20 protein-coding genes are annotated in these 18,357 nt (G+C 38.9%); 10 read left to right on the top strand and 10 right to left on the bottom strand.

Going from position 1 to position 18,357, the window contains the following annotated elements; all coding sequences use genetic code 11:
* Positions 1 to 72: 72 nt before the first annotated feature.
* From P8O16_RS15010 to P8O16_RS14990, 5 genes are all read right to left on the bottom strand, one after another.
* On the bottom strand, positions 73 to 327 hold the full coding sequence (locus tag P8O16_RS15010; protein ID WP_300316256.1) for a hypothetical protein: 255 nt from the start codon (positions 325 to 327) through the stop codon (positions 73 to 75).
* A 48-nt stretch (positions 328 to 375) separates the two neighbouring features.
* Positions 376 to 2,019: a glucose-6-phosphate isomerase gene (gene pgi, locus P8O16_RS15005; protein WP_300316255.1), complete on the bottom strand. Its 1,644-nt coding sequence runs from the start codon at positions 2,017 to 2,019 to the stop codon at positions 376 to 378.
* Between the two features lie 199 nt (positions 2,020 to 2,218).
* Entirely contained in the window at positions 2,219 to 3,196 is a 978-nt protein-coding gene (locus P8O16_RS15000; RefSeq protein ID WP_300316254.1) for an MlaD family protein, read from the bottom strand.
* Positions 3,193 to 3,945, bottom strand: a complete 753-nt coding sequence (locus P8O16_RS14995; protein ID WP_300316253.1) for an ABC transporter ATP-binding protein — start codon at positions 3,943 to 3,945, stop codon at positions 3,193 to 3,195. Before P8O16_RS14995 ends, P8O16_RS15000 begins: the two co-directional genes overlap by 4 nt.
* Positions 3,946 to 3,948: 3 nt before the next feature.
* On the bottom strand, positions 3,949 to 4,746 hold the full coding sequence (locus P8O16_RS14990; RefSeq protein ID WP_300316252.1) for an ABC transporter permease: 798 nt from the start codon (positions 4,744 to 4,746) through the stop codon (positions 3,949 to 3,951).
* A 1,147-nt stretch (positions 4,747 to 5,893) separates the two neighbouring features.
* Between P8O16_RS14990 and P8O16_RS14985 the strand changes: the two genes are divergently transcribed.
* The 10 genes from P8O16_RS14985 to P8O16_RS14940 all read left to right on the top strand — a co-directional run bounded on the left by P8O16_RS14985 (position 5,894) and on the right by P8O16_RS14940 (position 14,308).
* Positions 5,894 to 6,346 carry a YciI family protein gene (locus P8O16_RS14985; RefSeq protein WP_300316251.1) on the top strand — a complete coding sequence of 151 codons (453 nt, stop codon included), beginning with the start codon at positions 5,894 to 5,896 and terminating at the stop codon, positions 6,344 to 6,346.
* 200 nt (positions 6,347 to 6,546) lie between these two features.
* Positions 6,547 to 6,894: a PadR family transcriptional regulator gene (locus tag P8O16_RS14980; RefSeq protein WP_075349533.1), complete on the top strand. Its 348-nt coding sequence runs from the start codon at positions 6,547 to 6,549 to the stop codon at positions 6,892 to 6,894.
* Positions 6,894 to 7,583, top strand: a complete 690-nt coding sequence (locus P8O16_RS14975) for a hypothetical protein (RefSeq protein ID WP_300316250.1) — start codon at positions 6,894 to 6,896, stop codon at positions 7,581 to 7,583. Before P8O16_RS14980 ends, P8O16_RS14975 begins: the two co-directional genes overlap by 1 nt.
* A complete protein-coding gene (locus P8O16_RS14970; protein ID WP_300316249.1) occupies positions 7,580 to 8,260 on the top strand; it encodes a hypothetical protein in 681 nt (226 codons plus the stop codon). Before P8O16_RS14975 ends, P8O16_RS14970 begins: the two co-directional genes overlap by 4 nt.
* Positions 8,260 to 8,883: a hypothetical protein gene (locus P8O16_RS14965; RefSeq protein ID WP_300316248.1), complete on the top strand. Its 624-nt coding sequence runs from the start codon at positions 8,260 to 8,262 to the stop codon at positions 8,881 to 8,883. The genes P8O16_RS14970 and P8O16_RS14965 overlap by 1 nt, the downstream gene beginning before the upstream one ends.
* A gap of 175 nt (positions 8,884 to 9,058) precedes the next feature.
* Positions 9,059 to 9,763, top strand: a complete 705-nt coding sequence (locus P8O16_RS14960) for a hypothetical protein (protein WP_300316247.1) — start codon at positions 9,059 to 9,061, stop codon at positions 9,761 to 9,763.
* Positions 9,764 to 9,766: 3 nt separating this feature from the next.
* Positions 9,767 to 10,465, top strand: a complete 699-nt coding sequence (locus P8O16_RS14955; RefSeq protein WP_300316246.1) for a hypothetical protein — start codon at positions 9,767 to 9,769, stop codon at positions 10,463 to 10,465.
* Between the two features lie 151 nt (positions 10,466 to 10,616).
* Entirely contained in the window at positions 10,617 to 12,422 is a 1,806-nt protein-coding gene (gene typA / locus P8O16_RS14950) for a translational GTPase TypA (protein WP_300316245.1), read from the top strand.
* Positions 12,423 to 12,539: 117 nt separating this feature from the next.
* Entirely contained in the window at positions 12,540 to 12,932 is a 393-nt protein-coding gene (locus tag P8O16_RS14945) for a Dabb family protein (protein WP_300316244.1), read from the top strand.
* Between the two features lie 56 nt (positions 12,933 to 12,988).
* Positions 12,989 to 14,308, top strand: coding sequence for a S41 family peptidase (locus tag P8O16_RS14940; protein ID WP_300316243.1), 1,320 nt, complete (start codon positions 12,989 to 12,991; stop codon positions 14,306 to 14,308).
* A gap of 61 nt (positions 14,309 to 14,369) precedes the next feature.
* On the opposite strand, the gene hisIE is transcribed toward P8O16_RS14940, so the two are convergent.
* From hisIE to P8O16_RS14915, 5 genes are all read right to left on the bottom strand, one after another.
* Positions 14,370 to 14,966, bottom strand: coding sequence for a bifunctional phosphoribosyl-AMP cyclohydrolase/phosphoribosyl-ATP diphosphatase HisIE (gene hisIE, locus P8O16_RS14935; protein WP_300316242.1), 597 nt, complete (start codon positions 14,964 to 14,966; stop codon positions 14,370 to 14,372).
* Positions 14,967 to 15,076: 110 nt separating this feature from the next.
* Positions 15,077 to 15,832, bottom strand: a complete 756-nt coding sequence (gene hisF, locus P8O16_RS14930) for an imidazole glycerol phosphate synthase subunit HisF (protein WP_300316241.1) — start codon at positions 15,830 to 15,832, stop codon at positions 15,077 to 15,079.
* Positions 15,833 to 15,936: 104 nt separating this feature from the next.
* Complete coding sequence (hisA, locus tag P8O16_RS14925; protein ID WP_300316240.1) at positions 15,937 to 16,656, bottom strand: 1-(5-phosphoribosyl)-5-[(5-phosphoribosylamino)methylideneamino]imidazole-4-carboxamide isomerase; 720 nt, start codon at positions 16,654 to 16,656, stop codon at positions 15,937 to 15,939.
* A 147-nt stretch (positions 16,657 to 16,803) separates the two neighbouring features.
* Positions 16,804 to 17,400, bottom strand: coding sequence for an imidazole glycerol phosphate synthase subunit HisH (hisH, locus tag P8O16_RS14920; protein WP_300316239.1), 597 nt, complete (start codon positions 17,398 to 17,400; stop codon positions 16,804 to 16,806).
* Positions 17,401 to 17,475: 75 nt separating this feature from the next.
* On the bottom strand, positions 17,476 to 18,261 hold the full coding sequence (locus P8O16_RS14915; RefSeq protein WP_300316238.1) for a phenylalanine 4-monooxygenase: 786 nt from the start codon (positions 18,259 to 18,261) through the stop codon (positions 17,476 to 17,478).
* Positions 18,262 to 18,357: the final 96 nt, after the last annotated feature.

The following is an 18,357-nucleotide window of genomic DNA, read 5'->3' as shown; positions in this document are numbered from 1 at the left end:
AAGAATCCAAAGCCACAAACAAAAAGACCTCTACCAACTGCTTCCATCAAACTGGAAAGAATACAGCCTTACCTAAAACCTCTTAAATTCAAATATGGGTTCGTCGGATGGATACATTTCTTCAGGTGCAAACTCCTTGATCGCACCACAGGCAATGGGCTTTCCCTCCGAATAAATTACCACTGCATGCTTTATGTCAGAGATTCCATTGTATTGATTGTAAAAATCATGCTCCCGGCCATCTTTTTCGGCCAAGTATTGATCCAATAAAGCTACTAAGCCTGAAAAATCTGGATCTGCGCCTGTACAACGATTAATTCCCATCATCCTTGTGATTAAAAAAAGCCACTGAATTTCTCCAGTGGCCTCATTAAATTACCTCATTTTCTTATACGCATTGATCAATCCATTGGTGGAACCATCATGCGTAGTGACCTGCTTTTGATCAGCCAACTCAGGTAGAATTCCATTGGCTAAAACTTTTCCTAATTCAACTCCCCACTGATCAAAGCTGAATATATCCCAAATCGCACCCTGTACAAAAATCTTATGCTCATACATAGCTATCAGCATCCCAAGTGTATAAGGTGTTATCATTTTAATCAAAATAGAATTGGTTGGTCTATTGCCTTCAAAGACCCGGTGTGGAGCAATGCGATCTATCTCCTCAACGGATTTACCAGCTTTATTCATCTCATCCCGGACCTGATGAGGTGATTTGCCTTTCATCAAGGCTTCCGTTTGGGCAAAGAAATTCGACAGCAACTTTTGGTGATGGTCTCCTATTGGATTGTGTGAGATAGCCGGAGCAATAAAATCACAAGGAATTAGATGTGTACCCTGATGAATCAATTGATAGAAGGCATGCTGACCGTTAGTCCCTGGCTCCCCCCAAATAATTGGGCCTGTCGTATAATTGACCTTTTCACCGGATCGGTTTACATATTTCCCATTGCTTTCCATATTTCCCTGTTGAAAATATGCCGCAAAGCGATGAAGATATTGATCATATGGAAGGATCGCCTCGGAAGTAGCTCCAAGGAAATTCGTATTCCAAATCCCTATCAAAGCCAATATGACTGGGATATTTCGATTGAATTGAGAATGTCTAAAGTGCTCGTCCATTGTATGCGCACCAGCGAGTAGCTTTTCGAAATTTGAAAAGCCGATCGTACAAGCAATTGAAAGTCCAATTGCAGACCAAAGCGAATAACGGCCACCTACCCAATCCCAAAATGCAAACATATTCTGGGGATCAATACCGAATGCCTCAACGCCTTTCAAATTGGTAGAAAGCGCTACGAAATGTTTAGCAACTGCCGCCTCATCTTTTGAATGCCTCAAAAACCAATTCCGTGCCGTATGAGCATTAGTCATGGTTTCTTGAGTGGTGAAAGTCTTTGATGCGATAAAAAACAAAGTAGTTTCTGGATCGACATTTTTCAATGTTTCAGCGATATGCGTTCCATCCACATTGGATACAAAGAAAATCTCAAGATTAGCAGCTTGATAAGGCTTTAAGGCTTCTGTCACCATCACTGGCCCGAGATCCGAACCCCCAATTCCGATGTTCACCAGAGATTTAATTGGTTTACCAGAGTATCCAAGCCATTTTCCACTATTTACTTGGTCTGCAAATTTCTTCATCTGAGCCAAAACAGCGTTTATCTCAGGCATGACATCTTGACCATCTTGGTACACGGCATGTCCACCTCGATTTCGAAGTGCGGTATGAAGAACTGCTCTTCCTTCAGTTTGGTTGATCGGCTCGCCTTCAAACATGCTTTTGATCGCATCTGTCAGCTTGGTTTCTTCCGCCAAATCTCTTAGAGCTTCTAGTATCTCATCATTTACTCTGTTTTTGGAGTAATCCACAAGCATATCTTCTAACTCGATGCTGTACCGTTCAAACCGTTCTCTTTCTTCGAAAAGGGAGAGAATCTGAAGGTCTTTATATTTTTCAGCCAGTAAAGTAAGTCTTTCCCAAGCTGGGGTGGTCGCCGGATTAATGGATTTCATAGGTTGGTTGAAAAGGTTTGAGACACAAAAATAAGATTTATCTCAATGGATGAAAGAGATTAAAATTTGGTTTGATTCCTGAATTACTTTTTCTTTTGAAGAATAAAATTGACATCATGGATTCCATCTTAATAAATACAAAAAAGAAGCCCGCGAAAAGATAAATCGCGGGCTGAGTAATAAGGAGGATAATTCAGATTCAATTATCAGAATTGGCTTCTTCTTTTGCCTTACGCTTGAATCCTTTGCGGAATGGCCATGTATACGGCAAAGCTTCCAGACCTTTATTCAAATTGTAAGTTGCTGAATCCGTATTCACCAATGTGCTTCTCAAATCTTCTGCAAATTGCTGATCATTCAAGAATACGCCAATGGCATTATCTTTTGAGTTAAACTTTTCTGTTATCGTATTCAAATCATTGGTAAGCTTTTCCGTATTTTCAGCAGAAGTCTTCAAGCTCGACATAGTTGATTTGATTTCGGTAACGATCGTAGTATCAGTCACCAATTCATTGAATAAGTTGCCTTCCTGATTCAACTTAGTCGTAAACTTGTTCAGATCAGCGAGCATTCTATTACTATTGACTGAAGCTCTTTCCAAGTTTACTAAAATGGATTTGAAGTTCTGTGCAAGTACAGAGTCTGTCATTACAGCTCCTACTATTCCTTCACCAGCCGCCAATTTAGAAGTTAAGGTTTTCAAATCAGCTGTGATTTCCACCAAGTTTTCATTGTTTACCTGAAGGGTTTCCATCATTTTATCGGTATCAAGAGGCATCACTGACTCCAATCGATCTCCATCTTGTACTGGTGGCGCCAAAGTGGTCCCTCCATAGATGACGATAATTTTATTACCGATCAGTCCATCAGAGCTGATAGTTGCTTTAGAATCCTTTCGGATAAATTCAACTACAGCCTCTTCCACATTCATTTCAATTTCCACCTGAGAATCTCCGTAAAAATTGATTTTCCGTACTGTTCCAATCTTTACCCCTGAAAACCAAATGTTATTCCCTGTTTGCAAACCTCCGATATCATCGAAAACTGCTTTCAAATGGATGGCTTTTACAAATTTCTTTTGCTGCCCTCCAAGAGTAAGAATACCTATGACCAAAATGGCAATGCCTAAAAAAACAAATATGCCAACTATGACTGATCGTTTATTTTCACTTTTCATGAATGAATAAAATTATAATCGTAAAATGATTTGACACGCTGATCATCTGCATGCGTAAATACTTCTTCAAATGTACCCATGGCCTTAAACTGACCATCCAACAATACTGCCATCCGATCACCAGTATCTTTTGCACAGGTCAAATCGTGCGTGATGACAATGGAAGAGGTATTAAAGCGCTCTTTCACCTCTAGGATGAGATTATTGATTTCGCTACAAGTAATCGGGTCCAGACCAGCCGTAGGCTCATCGTAGAGCATGATTTCTGGATTTAGAATCAATGTTCTTGCTACCCCAATTCGTTTTTTTTGACCTCCGGAAAGCTCAGAAGGCATTTGATTAATAGATTGAGGTAAACCCACGCTATCCAAAAGCCCCTCAATTTTTTTGGTAATTTCTCCCCTCGTAAGGTTTTTCACATTTCGTACAAGGGGAAATTCCATATTTTCCCGAACAGTCATACTATCGTAAAGTGCTGAGTTCTGGAAGGAAAAACCAATTTTCAAACGAAGAGCATTAAGGGCCTTTGTATTTAATGTGGATACTTCTTGCCCAAGCACTTTCATCATTCCAGCATCCTGACGCAATAGTCCGACCATTATTTTGATTAGAACTGACTTACCAGAACCAGACTTACCAAGTACAACAAGATTTTCACCTTTATGCAAATCTAAATCCACTCCCTGAAGAACTTTCAAATCTCCGAATGACTTTTTGAGGCCTTTAATTTCTACGACTTTCTCTTCCATAGCTTACATTCCACGAATGGCATTTACAATTTGAAGTGAGAGCAACTCCTCAATGAAAATCAAAAACATCGAAATAACAACTGCGGAGTTCGCAGCTTGACCCACACCTTCAGTTCCTTTAGAAGAATTATAACCTTTATAACAGCCTACAATTCCAATGGTGAAACCGAAAAGAATCGATTTCATCACAGATGAAAAGATGTCCAAAAAGGTAATCGATTCAAAAACCTGTACAAAGAAGGTTGACATACTGACCATCTCATTGGCATTGACACTAAGAAATGAACCCATCAAGGCTACAAAATCCGTGTACATCACCAGAAGAGGAATCATTAAAGTAGTGGCAAGAACTCTGGAAACCACGAGGAAATTGAAGGGATTTGTTGCCGATACTTCCATGGCATCGATCTGCTCAGTCACTTTCATCGAACCAATTTCCGCTCCTATACTTGACCCTACTTTTCCTGCTGCGATCAAGGCTGTCACCAAAGGTCCCATTGCTCTAACTACCGCAATTGAAATCAAAGAAGGCAACCAAGATGCTGCACCAAATTCAGACAGGGAAGGCCTCGATTGATTGGTAAATACCAGTCCAACAATAAATCCTGTCAATGAAATCAAGGGCAGGGATTCTACTCCTATTCTGTAACACTGATGGATTATTTCTTTGAACTCATAGGGAGGTATAAATACCTCACTGAAAAATCTTCGCACGAAACTCCAAGCATTCGCTAAGCCAGTAAAAAACTTATCAAACTTTTTGGATAGGAAGGGTTTTCTGTCGTCTTCTTTTTCGCTCATTGTATAATTTTGATGGCTCAAAAATACGGAAAATATTCAAAAGCCTCAGCCATATATTTTTCAAAAAAAAGATAATGAAGATGCCAATTTGTATTCTTGAAATTGCTTTTTCGAATATGAATTTTAAATAGATCAATTCATATGCCTAGTCCTTTGGATCCGAAAAAAATGTAAAAAAAGAAAACAGTTTGAAGCCAAAAAAAAATGTCCTTTTTCGTGAAATATAAACTCCAAAAAAGGGTAAGTACAGCATAAAATTAAATCAAAATTCAAGTCATAAATCCATGCTGAATGATCAATGAAAACAGCATTTTCTGAGCTTAGTTAAATCAACTTTTTGCATCACTTTTTTTTCAATTAAATAGATTGCACATTCCTTTTCCCACTATTCAAATTCAAATAGAAAGTAAGCCAAACTCATCTTTTTCATTTGGTGCGGTTATTGCAATTTTTGTTATTCATTCTTTATCCGGTTTGTTTTTTTTTGATTTGATCATTTGAATGAATAAAATTCTGATTTAAGAGTAAAAGTACAGATTTTACTTTTTTTTAGCTTTATCTAAAATTTTTAGCCTTAACTTATTTTGCTAACCCTAAAAGATACTTATACCCTTTTAAATCAATATTTTAATAATATTTTAATAAAGTGATTTATAGGGAACATATTTCCAATTTTCAGACTGCTGATGGAAATAGCTTTGAATTAAAAAATTGGCTTTATTTGATGAAATCCTGAGAAAACACTCATCAAAAATCTAATTTGGACTGGAAAAAAAATCATAACTATTAAAAATTTAAGTAAAAAAACAAAAGTAATTAGTCCTCTCCTCTCCTACTTTAAACGGGAATAATTTTCCAAGTTAAATGTAGCTTTAGGGATGAAAATTAGTAAGAAATACTGAGCCGGTAGATCTATAAAAATTATTAAAGTCTTTATAAATTTAATCATGAAAAATAGTTCGATTTGCCTCCTTTTCAACAGACTGATATCTCAGAAAAAATAGAGCTGAATTTCACCTTTTCCTTCGATCCAATTTCTCAATATTATTGACCTAAAATAGTACCAATCCTTATTATGTTTTTTTTAAATTAGACTTTCTTGACAATTCAGATTCTTCCCTATTCTGTAAATAAAATTCCCCACACTATGAAAAATTTTCTACTTCTTCTATTTATCCTTCTTAGTTCAACTTTGATCTGCAACGCTCAAAAGCCCTATGATCCTGAACTTGCAAAACAGCTGGGAGCAGATGAGTATGGTATGAAAAAATATGTAATTGCTTTCCTATATCGAGGAGATCGAACTGCGGAATATTCAGCCGAAGAACGTGCGGAATTTCAGAAAGGACACTTGGCAAATATTACTCGATTGGCGACTGAAGGGAAGCTTGTTTTAGCTGGTCCTTTTTTCGGAAATGAGGAACTCCGAGGACTGTTTTTTTTCAATGTTGAAACTGTTGCTGAAGCAGAAAGTCTGACCGAATCTGACCCTTCCATCCAAGCCGGAATTTTGAAAATGGAAATGAAGGAATGGTATGGATCTGCAGCTTTACCACTCTTAATGGAGTGGCAATCCAAGATTGCGAAAGAGGACATTTAAAATGCTAAAAACCCAAGGAGAAATCACCTTAGCTTCCTCCTCTTGGCAAAAGAGTACTAGTATCGCTTTCCTCAAAATCTCCATTCTCCTATTCTCCATTCTCCCACTCCCCCATTCTCGACCCAAAATTTTTAATACCTCTATTTCTTATGTATATAATTTTTAAATATATTAGTGCTCATTAGGTAAACACCAAAGCAATGTCAAACAATAATCTGATCAAAGGAAGTCTTCAAACCATTATCCTCAAACTTCTGGAAGAGAACGAGCGCATGTATGGTTATGAAATCACCCAGAAAGTAAAAGAGCTAACTGCTGGTGAAATTAAGATTACCGAAGGAGCGCTCTACCCTGCTTTGCACAAACTGGAGGCTGAAGGATTATTATCCACGGAAATAGAACAAGTGGACAATCGAGTAAGGAAATATTACAGCTTAACTAAGTCAGGAAAAACAGAGACCGCTACCAAAATGTCTGAACTGCATGCATTCGTGGAGAATCTGCAGCGAATCTTAAATCCAGGCGTAGAACCAAAACTGGGTATCTAATGGAAGAAAGAGTTTTATCAGCGAGTGAATTAACCGAGGTTCAAAAAAGCATTATGCGCAAAGAGATTTCTTCAGCAGAGATTCTGATGGAGATCTACGATCACTATATTAGCCATCTTCAGGAGTTTTCTGAGGAACAGTTCAGCAAAGAGTTATTCGAATTGGATCAGAAGTTTACCTATGGATATTGTCATGCCTTGCAGTCAAAATTCAACAAGGAAGCCAAAGATGACATAGCCAAAACCCAGTGGATAGTAATCCAAAAGTATTTCTGTGGCTCCAGATGGCTGTTTTTAGCAGGGATCTTGGCACTTGTATTTTACGTTTCCTCTCAGACAAGAAGTGAACAAGAACTTGGAATCCTATTATTATCACCCTTGATTTTATTGGTTGTTGTTAGCATCGCTTTCGATTATCAAAACTTTAAAAAACTCAGACCCATCAAAAAAACCTTCAAGGGAATAGGCATACCAATCTACTCCGCCCTAGCCCGACCTATCTCAGATCGAATTTATTTGCCAGTATTGTTGGCCCAAGTTTTAGTATATCTCCCGAAAATAGTATTCCCTAATCTGGAATTCGTAAAGTTTTCGCCAGTCATTGCAGGGATGATTACGGTGCTATTGATACTTTATACGCTTTCACTTTTGGAAGTCTGGAAAATCAAATCTAAAACCGCACTGATATGAGAAAGCTTCTTCCAATTGAACTTGAGTGGATTCATACAAGACTAAAAAGTATGCAAATACGCTATTCAGAAGTCTATGAGGAGATTTTTGATCATTACTGTTTTGCTCTTGAAAATACGTTAGCGGAAGATTCTCCTAAAATCATCGCAAAACTAAATGAAGATTTTGCCTGGTCAGTCGTGAAAAGAATGGATAAAATCCGTCGGAAAGCCTCCAACCAACAACTCAACAAAATGCAACTTGAGACGCTAAAAATCTGGAATCTAAAAGGAACGAGTTTAATTTTGCTATTTATCATCTTGGCAATATCTATTTCGATTAGTTACTGGCTTGGTACTTTTGCCTTTATCTCATGGGTAGGAATAGTTGGCTTTTCAGGAATTATTCTTCTGTATTTAAAACACCGGTCCGCACTCAACTTTAGTCTAAATCCTTGGGAAGGAAAAACTACCAATTCTTTTTCACATGTACTTTATTCTAGGTTTTCCTTCTTTCTTGGAATATTTCCATATGCTTTCATAGGGATCGATAAAGTAAATTTTGACCGTCTTTACTCAGGCTCACAGTTCTTCACTGTTAGCAATATTGCTTTTGTGTTATTGTTACTCTATGGCCTTTCCTTAATCAAAGTAGTACTCGATCATCAAGTGACAAAAATTAAACTCTCAAGGAATTAATGAAACTCTCAAGTGATCAAATCATCCAAATCCAAAACACGATCTCCAAAGGGAGCATTTACTACGAGGATATCCGCTTCGAATTACTTGATCACCGAGCTAGCGCTATTGAAGGGGACATGAAAGAAGGGGTGACTTTTGAGCAAGCAATGAAAAATCAGCTCAAGGATTTTAATGAAGCAAAGTTCCAACGGGAAATTTTGCTTCATACTCACCTGGGAATGCTGAAAAGCATTTTCAAAGAGATGCTCAACTTCCGGATTTTATTTAAAGTGCTCCTGATGACCGTTGTGATCGTAGGATTCATGAATCTTTTCGCAGCCCAAAATCCAGCGTATTCAGAGACTTTACTCAAAGTCTCCATGATGATCGCAATTACTTTGCTGGCGATACTAGGATTATTTAGTACGCGCCTCTTGAGAAACTCGCAAGTGATGTCAGCAGGAAATACCCTATTTCTAATGGGGAGCCTCAGTCAATATTTCCTCCGATTAGAATGGCTTCAGTGGACTGGTCTTTCGGATCAGACCTTATTATATGGCATTACTTTCTGGTTTTGCCTTTTGCTGACTGCCGGGTTTAGGGTATTAGCAACACGAATCACTAAAGTCCAAACCACATGAAATCGAGCAAGTCTTTTGCGATCCAGACTAGAATGATTATCAATTCTGCGAGATTCCATGTGACAATTGAAAAGTAAACTATAAACACATGAAATGCCCATGAGAAAAGTTCTCACACAGGGGAATGATTATCCAGGGCATTCCATATGACCTATAAAAATCAAATTATAATAAGATGAAACTGACCAAAGATCAAATCACCACCCTCAAAAAGCTAATCTCCTACAAAGGCTATTCGGAGATCGATGTGCAATATGAGATCTTGGATCATGTGGCCTGCAAGGTTGAAGAGCTATTGGAAAAAGAGCCTGGGCTAAAAATCGAGGATGCATTCCAAAAAGTACATGCTTCCTTTGGGATTTTCGGGTTTCTTGAAGTAGAGGAATCTTATAAAAAAGTCATTGAAACCCGCTTGAGAAAATATTTCTGGGGGGAATTAAAATCAATGAGTTTAAGCCTCAAAATTCTGATTCCATTGATTTTGACTTTTTGTTATTTCCAGTTTGCATATGAGATGGAGGCATCTTTCGGAATTGCAGAAATTCAATTTGGAATAATAATGATTATGTTTTTAGTTTTATTTATCCTCTGGTGGTATTTTGCTTTTGGCAGAGATTTCAAAAAATATAAAAACTATGCCTCTTGGCGTGGCAACCAATCTATCTTGATGTTTGGATATCTACCCCTTCAATTTATGATTCAGGGATATAGAATTATAGGTATTGTAAATTTGCTGGAACCCCGCAATTTGGGATTTTGCCAGTTTGTAGCGGTAGTATTCGTTTTTATTGGGTTCTATATCTTAACTGCACTTCCCGCAGTTTTCAAGAAATCACTTCAGGACACCAAAAAATTAGAAAAAATCTACCAAACGATTTAGAAAATGAAACTCACCACAGACCAAATCACTACCCTCAAAAAGCTAATCTCCTACAAAGGCTATCCGGAGATCGATCTGCAATATGAGATCTTGGATCATGTGGCCTGCAAAGTAGAAGTGATGCTTGAGGAGAATCCCAAACTTTCCCTAGATGATGCTTTTCGAAAAGTGCATAGTGAATTCGGGATTTTTGGGTTTTCTGATTTGGCTGAGTCTTACACCAAAAGTATTGAAAGACGCTATCGAGGTTTCTTCTGGGAGGAATTCAAAAAGCCCTTTACCACTTATAGAATTGTATTTCCGGTGGGAATCGCTTTTATTCTTTACTGGCTTAGCATGTATACGCGGCCATTTGGCTACGAATTGACCTTTCCCATTTGGGCAGTGATTTTCTTTTTTGTGGGGCTTATTTTTATAATTATTAACTATCATAAAGAGCAGAAACGCTATAAGAATTACGTGGCTTTTCGAAGCACAAATAATTTTCTGTTGTTTTTAAATTTCTTTATTCAACCAAATTTTTTCGCATTGAGGTATTTGGACACCTCAGTTTTCACCTTTGAATTCACTCCAGAAGGAATATTTATGAGTATCGCCCTCCTTACAATTCTGCTTTCTTTCCTATCCACATTCTTTATCCCAAGGGTACTTCAACGATCCATTGCTGAAACTAAAAAGCTCCAAGTGATCTATAAAGGATAAATCCTTTTTAAAATGGAATTTTCAAAAACCTAAACTAATTCTGAAATTGTTTTCAATTAACGGTATTTCAGACTTTTAACCTCAGACTTTACAATTCGATAACCTTACTCCAAAATTTTATTCGTACTTTTGCAGCCTCAATAAGCAAAGCATGTTAAATATTCGGAATATCGCGATTATCGCACACGTTGACCACGGCAAGACTACACTCGTGGATAAAATCATTCACGCTTCTAAAATCTTCAGAGAGAATCAACAATTTGATGATTTGATCTTGGACAGCAACGATTTGGAGCGAGAGAGAGGAATCACTATCCTTTCTAAAAACGTATCTGTACGCTACAAAGACGCTAAAATCAATATTATTGACACGCCTGGTCACGCCGATTTCGGTGGTGAAGTGGAGCGTGTTTTGAAAATGGCCGATGGTGTAATCCTTTTGGTGGATGCATTTGAAGGCCCAATGCCTCAAACTCGATTCGTATTAGGTAAGGCCCTGGATTTGGGTTTGACTCCTATCGTAGTAGTAAATAAGGTAGATAAAGAAAACTGTCGTCCTGACGAAGTACATGAGTCTGTATTTGACTTGATGTTTAACCTAGACGCTACGGAAGATCAATTAAACTTCCAAACGCTTTACGGTTCTGCTAAGCAGAACTGGATGGGTCCGGATTGGAAAAACCCAACTGATTCCATCATCCCACTTTTAGATGCAATCTTGGAACACATTCCCGCTCCAAAAATCGACGAAGGAACACTTCAGATGCAAATCACTTCTTTGGATTATTCCAGCTTCGTAGGTCGTATCGCGATCGGTCGAGTGAAAAGAGGAACGATCAAAGAAGGCCAGCAAATCGCTTTGATGAAAGCAGATGGTTCGGTTAAAAAAATGAAAGTAAAAGAACTTCACGTTTTTGAAGGTCTTGGCAAATTTAGAGTTGAAGAAGTATTAGCAGGTGATATTTGTGCCGTAACAGGGATTGAAGATTTTGAAATTGGAGATACTATTTCTGATGTAGAAAATCAGGAAGCGCTTCCAAGAATTTCAATTGACGAGCCAACCATGAATATGCTCTTCACAATCAATAACTCTCCATTCTTCGGTAAAGAAGGAAAATTTGTGACTTCACGTCACTTGAGAGACCGATTGATGAAAGAAACAGAGAAAAATCTTGCGCTACGCGTGGAACCAACGGATTCTGAAGATAAATTCTTGGTTTATGGACGTGGTATTCTTCACTTGTCTATCTTAATCGAGACAATGCGAAGAGAAGGATACGAACTTCAGGTAGGCCAGCCACAAGTGATCTTCAGAGAGATCGACGGAGTAAAATGCGAGCCTATTGAAACTTTGGTAGTAGATGTACCTCAGGAGACTGCAGGAAAAGTTATCGAATTGGCTACTCAGCGAAAAGGTGAATTGTTAATCATGGAGCCTAAAGGCGATTTACAGCATTTGGAGTTCAGCATTCCTTCCAGAGGTTTGATCGGACTAAGAAACAACATGCTTACCGCGACTCAGGGTGAGGCGATCATGAACCACAGATTTACATCCTATGAGCCTTTCAAAGGCCCTATCCCAGGTCGAGTAAACGGTTCATTGATTTCTATGGAAGGTGGTCAGTGTACAGCTTATGCAATTGACAAACTTCAGGACAGAGGAACTTTCTTCGTGGATCCAGGAGATGAGCTTTATGCTGGTCAGGTAATCGGTGAAAACTCCCGTGACAATGATATCGTAGTGAACGTGCAGAAAGGAAAGAAATTAACTAACATGAGAGCTTCAGGGTCTGATGATAACGTTCGAATCATTCCTGCTAAGAAATTCTCCCTAGAAGAGTCTATGGAATACATCCAGAAAGATGAGTATTTGGAGATCACTCCAAAATCCATGCGGATGCGAAAAATCTATTTGGACGAAGGTGAGCGAACCAGAATGGCTAAGAAAGATTCTTAATTAGATCTTAGAAACAAGTCACTTGACTTAAGATTATGAAAAATCCCTCAGACGAAAGTTTGAGGGATTTTTTTATCTTTGGACAACTCCAGACTTTCGCTGGAAAACTAAATTCAAATGAAATCAAGAAGAAATTTTATTAAAACAATAGGAGTAGCAGGTGCTGCTTCCCTCCTTCCAATCTCCACAATAGCAAACGATATGGCAAAGCAAAAAATGATTCATCAGGTCTATTTCTGGCTTCACGATAAAAACAACACACAGGAATTTTTAACAGAAGCTTTTCCTATGCTCGGAAGATGTAAAAATGTTGGGAAATTCATTGCTGGTGTACCGGCTGCAACTGAAGATCGTGAAGTGGTGGATCATAGCTTCCAAGTCTCCTGCACTATATTTTTCGACAGCTTAGAAGATCAGCTTGCCTATCAATCAGATCCACTTCATTTGGAATTTATTGAGAAATATTCTACTATGTGGAGCACTGTAAAGGTTTATGATATTGCGATCTAACAAACCCTTTACCAGTCTTTCTTCGTAAGTACCTCCTACACAATCAATCATCGAATATGAAGCAAGTGAAGTGGATTTTAGGTTTAGTGTTGATAAGCTTTTGGGCATGTGATCCAAAGGAAGATCCAGTTCCAAACCCAACGGCCGACGTTGTAAAAGACGCAATCTATAAATCAATGGAAGAGTGGTATTTCTGGAACAACGAGCTTCCAGTTGCGCCTGATGCCTCTAGTTTCGATTCCAATGAAACCTATTTAGATGCCATTACATTTAAGCCATTAGATAGATTTTCTTACCTCACCACCCAAGAAGCATTCAATAATTCATTTGTAGGAAGAAATGCTGGACACGGATTTGGATTTGCTTTTGATTCAGAGGAAAAGCTCTATCTCAGTTTCGTATTCAGTGAAGCTCCTGCCGGAAAAGATGGCTGGCAACGGGGCTGGGAAATTATCGGAATCAATGGAAAATCTATTCCCGAATACAAAACTGCCTCTGGTGGCTATGACTTTAAACTGGGCACTTCTGATCCGGGAATTTCTAACACTTTTACGTTCAAACTTCCTGACGGGAGTACTACCACACGAACCAATGTTAAGGCAGAATATCAATCCAATTCTGTCCTCCATCAGGAAATCCTAGAAGTCGGTGCTAAGAAAGTCGGTTATTGGGTTTATCAAAGTTTCAAGGCTACTGCAGGACTTTCTCCAACCAGTAGTAATGAGGTCAAAAGTTCAATGGAGTTTTTTCAGGCAGGAGGAATTAACGAATTGATTATTGACTTGAGATATAATGGAGGCGGTTCCGTAGCTGTAGCAGAGCAAATCATGAATAACCTTATTCAAGCTTCGAACAGTAATAAGCTGATGTACACTAATAAGTTGAATTCGCTTAAAACCTCCCTTCAAACAACTGAAAATTTTAATAAAATTGGGACTTTGAATTTGAGTCGGATTGTCTTTATTACTTCTAGAGGCTCAGCTTCAGCATCAGAATTAGTCATCAATAGCTTGGATCCTTACATGGATTTGGTGTTGATCGGTGACAACACTTTCGGTAAACCAGTAGGTTCTTTTCCTCTTTCCAGATACAATAGAACGCTGGTAGAAAACAATGTAGAATTGGTACCAATCACTTTTGCGACAGCAAATTCCCAAGGCAAAGCAGAATATTTTGATGGATTTCCGGCAGACTTCTCCGTCGGTGATTCCCCGCAATTCAATTGGGGAGATTCTCGAGACCTGAGACTGGGAGCAGCTCTTCAATATATTCAAAATGGTACTGTAAGTGGCCGAATGGCAAATACTTACTTCAAGCCTAAATGGGAAATGATTGATGCCTTCAAAGGGCTTCAACAAGAATTCCCCGCTTACTAAAACGAAAAAATCCCGACTTTTTTAAGAAGTCGGGATTTTTTTTGACTGTTTAAATAGCAATCTATTTTTTATGACGTTCAATCAACACCTCCATTACTTCATCCAATTCATATCCTTTTGCCTCTAAGAGAACCAGATAGTGAAACATTAAATCTGCGGCTTCGCCCAGAAATAAGTCTTTGTTATCATCTTTAGCTTCTATTACAATTTCTATTGCTTCTTCCCCTACTTTTTGCGCGATCTTATTGATGCCTTTAGCAAAAAGAGATGCCGTGTAAGATTGATCTGAAGGATTGTTTTTTCGGTCTTTGATAATGGTTCGGAGCTGATCAATAAAACCTGTTTTTGAGGAATTGACTTCATCAAAACATGTATCTGATCCAGTATGGCAAACAGGTCCAAGTGGGTTTGCTTGAATTAGAATAGAATCCCCATCACAGTCTCCAGCCATACTGACTAGCTCCATGAAGTTCCCCGAGGTTTCTCCTTTTGTCCAAAGCCGTTCTTTACTCCTGCTATAGAAAGTGACTTTCCCAGTTTCTTTGGTTTTTGCCAATGCCGCCTCATTCATATAGCCTTGCATCAAGACTTTGCCACTTATCGCATCTTGTACGATTGCTGGCACTAAGCCGTCCATTTTCTTAAAATCTATATTCATTGTTTATATTTTATTGAAATACAATTGAAATAAAGTAGAAACATGCTTCGCGAAATATCTCCATATATTTCACCCCGATTTATCGGGGTTTATTTCAACTGTATTTCTATTTATTTTCTTATCGAAATCCCTTCCTCATCCAAATAGCTCTTCAAACTTGGAATTGGAATTTCCTTGAAATGGAAAATACTAGCTGCCAAAGCAGCATCCGCTTTCCCGAAGGTAAACACATCTTTGAAATGGGCCATATTTCCAGCTCCTCCTGAAGCTATCACCGGAATACTTAGCATGGATGAAATCTCCGCCAAGATCTCATTTGCAAAACCTGCCTTAGTTCCATCATGGTCCATGGATGTCAACAAAATCTCTCCGGCACCCCGATCACAAACCTCTTGAGCCCAAGCCTGAGTTCGAAGCAAGGTAGCTTTCCTTCCTCCATGCGTATGAACAAAGTCAATCCCATCTACACTTCGGGTATCAATTGCCACGACCACACACTGTGAACCAAACTCGGCTGCCATCTCATTAATGATTTGCGGGTTATGTACAGCTGCAGAATTAATGGAAATCTTATCGGCACCCGCATTAAGTAAAACCTTCACATCCTCGATCGTAGAAATTCCTCCACCTACAGTAAAAGGAATATTGATCGCTTTCGCCACTTTCGTGACGAGTTCCGCTAAAGTTTTACGCTTGTCCACGGTCGCAGTGATGTCAAGAAACACCAATTCATCCGCTCCCTCGTCAGAGTAGATTTTTGCCAATTCCACTGGATCGCCTGCATCGCGCAGCTCCACAAAGTTGACTCCTTTGACCGTGCGGCCATCTTTGATATCTAGGCAGGGAATGATTCTTTTGGTTAACATTATTTTTTCTCAAAATACAATTGAAATAAATCCTGAAAAATCAGGGAGATATAAATAGAAATATTTCGCGTAGCGTATTTCAACACTATTTCGCGAAGCATATTTCAGGGAGTGAAAGATGCTAATTCCTCAAGCGTCACCCTGCCCTCATAATACGCCTTACCTACAATCGCACCATAAACCCCTGCTCTTTCCAACTCTTCTAAATCTTTCATTGAAGAAACTCCACCACTCGCAATCAATTTTACGCCAGGAATTTCTTCCAAAATTTCTTTGTATAAATCCGTAGATGGACCCTGAAGCAAGCCGTCTTTAGCGACATCCGTACAGATCACATAGCTGATTCCTTTTGCCACATAGTCTTTAATAAATGGAATTAAATCCACTTTAGTGGTCTCTTCCCAACCTCCGACAGCGATCTTTCGATCCTTGGCATCAGCTCCCAAAATAATCCGCTCGGCACCATAGCTTTTGATCCACTCTTGAAAAAGCGATAGATTCTTCACCGCTATACTTCCTCCAGTTACTTGGCTTGCTCCCAATTCAAACGCCTTTTCAATTTCTTCATTTGCTTGAATTCCTCCACCAAAGTCCACGGTCAAACTGGTTTGACTACAAATCCCCTCCAAAACAGCTCCATTGATAATCTTCTTAGCTTTTGCCCCATCGAGATCAACCAAGTGAAGTCGAGAAATTCCTGCTCCTTCAAAGCGCTTCGCCATCTCGACGGGATCATCATGGTATTCTTTTTTACTGGAATAGTCTCCTTGGCTGAGTCGGACGCATTTGCCTCCTATAAGGTCGATTGCTGGAATGATATACATCAATTGGAAAATTGAAAGATTTGAAAATTGAAATATTGGAAAATTAGAGTCGGAAAGTTGTAAGGTTATAAAGTCAAAGAGAATCAAACAGCACAACTCTGAGAAAGATCTCGTAAATCTAAAATCGTATTTCGTAAATATATTGGATCAAATGCTGAGGAAATTTGACAATAACTTCTCCCCGACCAAGCCACTTTTCTCTGGGTGGGCCTGAATGGCGTAGTAATTATCCCGATGAAGCATCGCTGAGAAATCATGAATGTAATGCGTACTGGCAATGGTTTCCGGCGCCAATTCCGCAAAGAAACTATGCACATAATACACAAAAGGATTGGCTGAAAGATCCTTCAAAAGCGGGTTATCCACCAAGTTTTCAAGTTCATTCCAGCCTACATGAGGAACCTTAAATTCTTGAGAATTCTCGGGAATAAACTTTTTAACTTTCACAGGAAAGACTCCTAGGCATTCGGTATCGTTTTCCTCCGAATGTTCACAAAGCAACTGCAAACCCAGGCAAACACCCAAGAAAGGCTGTTTTAGCTCCTTAATCAGACTGTCAAGTTTTCGGGATTTGAGATACTTCATCGCCGTGCTCGCTTCCCCCTGTCCTGGAAAAATCACCTTATCTGCCGCCCGGATTTGATCCGGATCATCAGTCAATACGGCATCCGCTCCCAAACGCTCTAAAGCGTAAAGGACGGATTGCACATTTCCAGAATTATATTTGATTACTGCTATTTTCATAAAAGAAGACGGAAGACGGAAGATGGAAGACGGAAGTTAGCTTCTTCGGTCACCGGTCTTCGGTCTTCAGTCAATTTAATTTTCTATTTTTTTCTCCAAAAGCATCTCCTCCAACACCTTTTCTATTTCAGGAAGTGAATCAAAAAGCTGCTCCAAGCTCTCCACAATAAAATAACGATCCTGGAATTTGTCTTTCCAATAGCTTTGATTCATAATCGTCCGAACGTCATAGGGAAGATGCAAGGGTTCCTCCGAAAGGCTAAACTTCGTCTCTCCTGCCGAACTTAAAATTCCAGCGCCGTAGATTTTCAATTCCCCATCTTCTCGAATCAATCCAAACTCAATCGTAAACCAATAAATCCTGCTTAGAATATTGATGGCGTAAGGATCCTTGATATGTTTGAGTGCAATGCCGGAAATCTTCTCCAAAAATCCAGTGTAATGCGGATTTGTCAAAAGCGGCATATGCGCAAAGGCATCGTGAAACATATCCGGCTCCTCCAAGTAATCGAGCTGTTCCATTTTGCGAAGCCAAGTCGAAGAAGGAAAACGCTTATTATTCAACAATCCAAAGAACAAATCATCGTCGATCAAACCTGGAACTACTTGAACTTCCCAACCGGTTGTTTCGGCCAAAATTTTGTTCAGTTTCTCAAAGTTAGCGATCTCATCTGCATTAAACTTTACAATGTCCACCCCTTCCAAATAGGCCTTGCAAGCTGCTTTGGGAAGATTTGGCATTTGTCGCTCGAAGAGAATTTTCCAAACTTTAAAATCCTCGGCAGTATAAGCATCGTATTCCTGCCTGAGGTCCTGCAATCTGGGGTCAGTAAAGACCCAGTCTTTCGGTTTACTATTCATTTTTATTTGGGTTTATATCTTATCAACTGTTCTCAAGTCATGAAGTTTATGAAAGCAAAAAGACCTAATCCAATTTGGAATAGGCCTTTATATTTT

It is taken from the genome of Algoriphagus sp., assembly GCF_029254265.1.
Lineage (GTDB): Bacteria > Bacteroidota > Bacteroidia > Cytophagales > Cyclobacteriaceae > Algoriphagus.
This window is presented reverse-complemented; position numbering and strand designations above follow the sequence as displayed.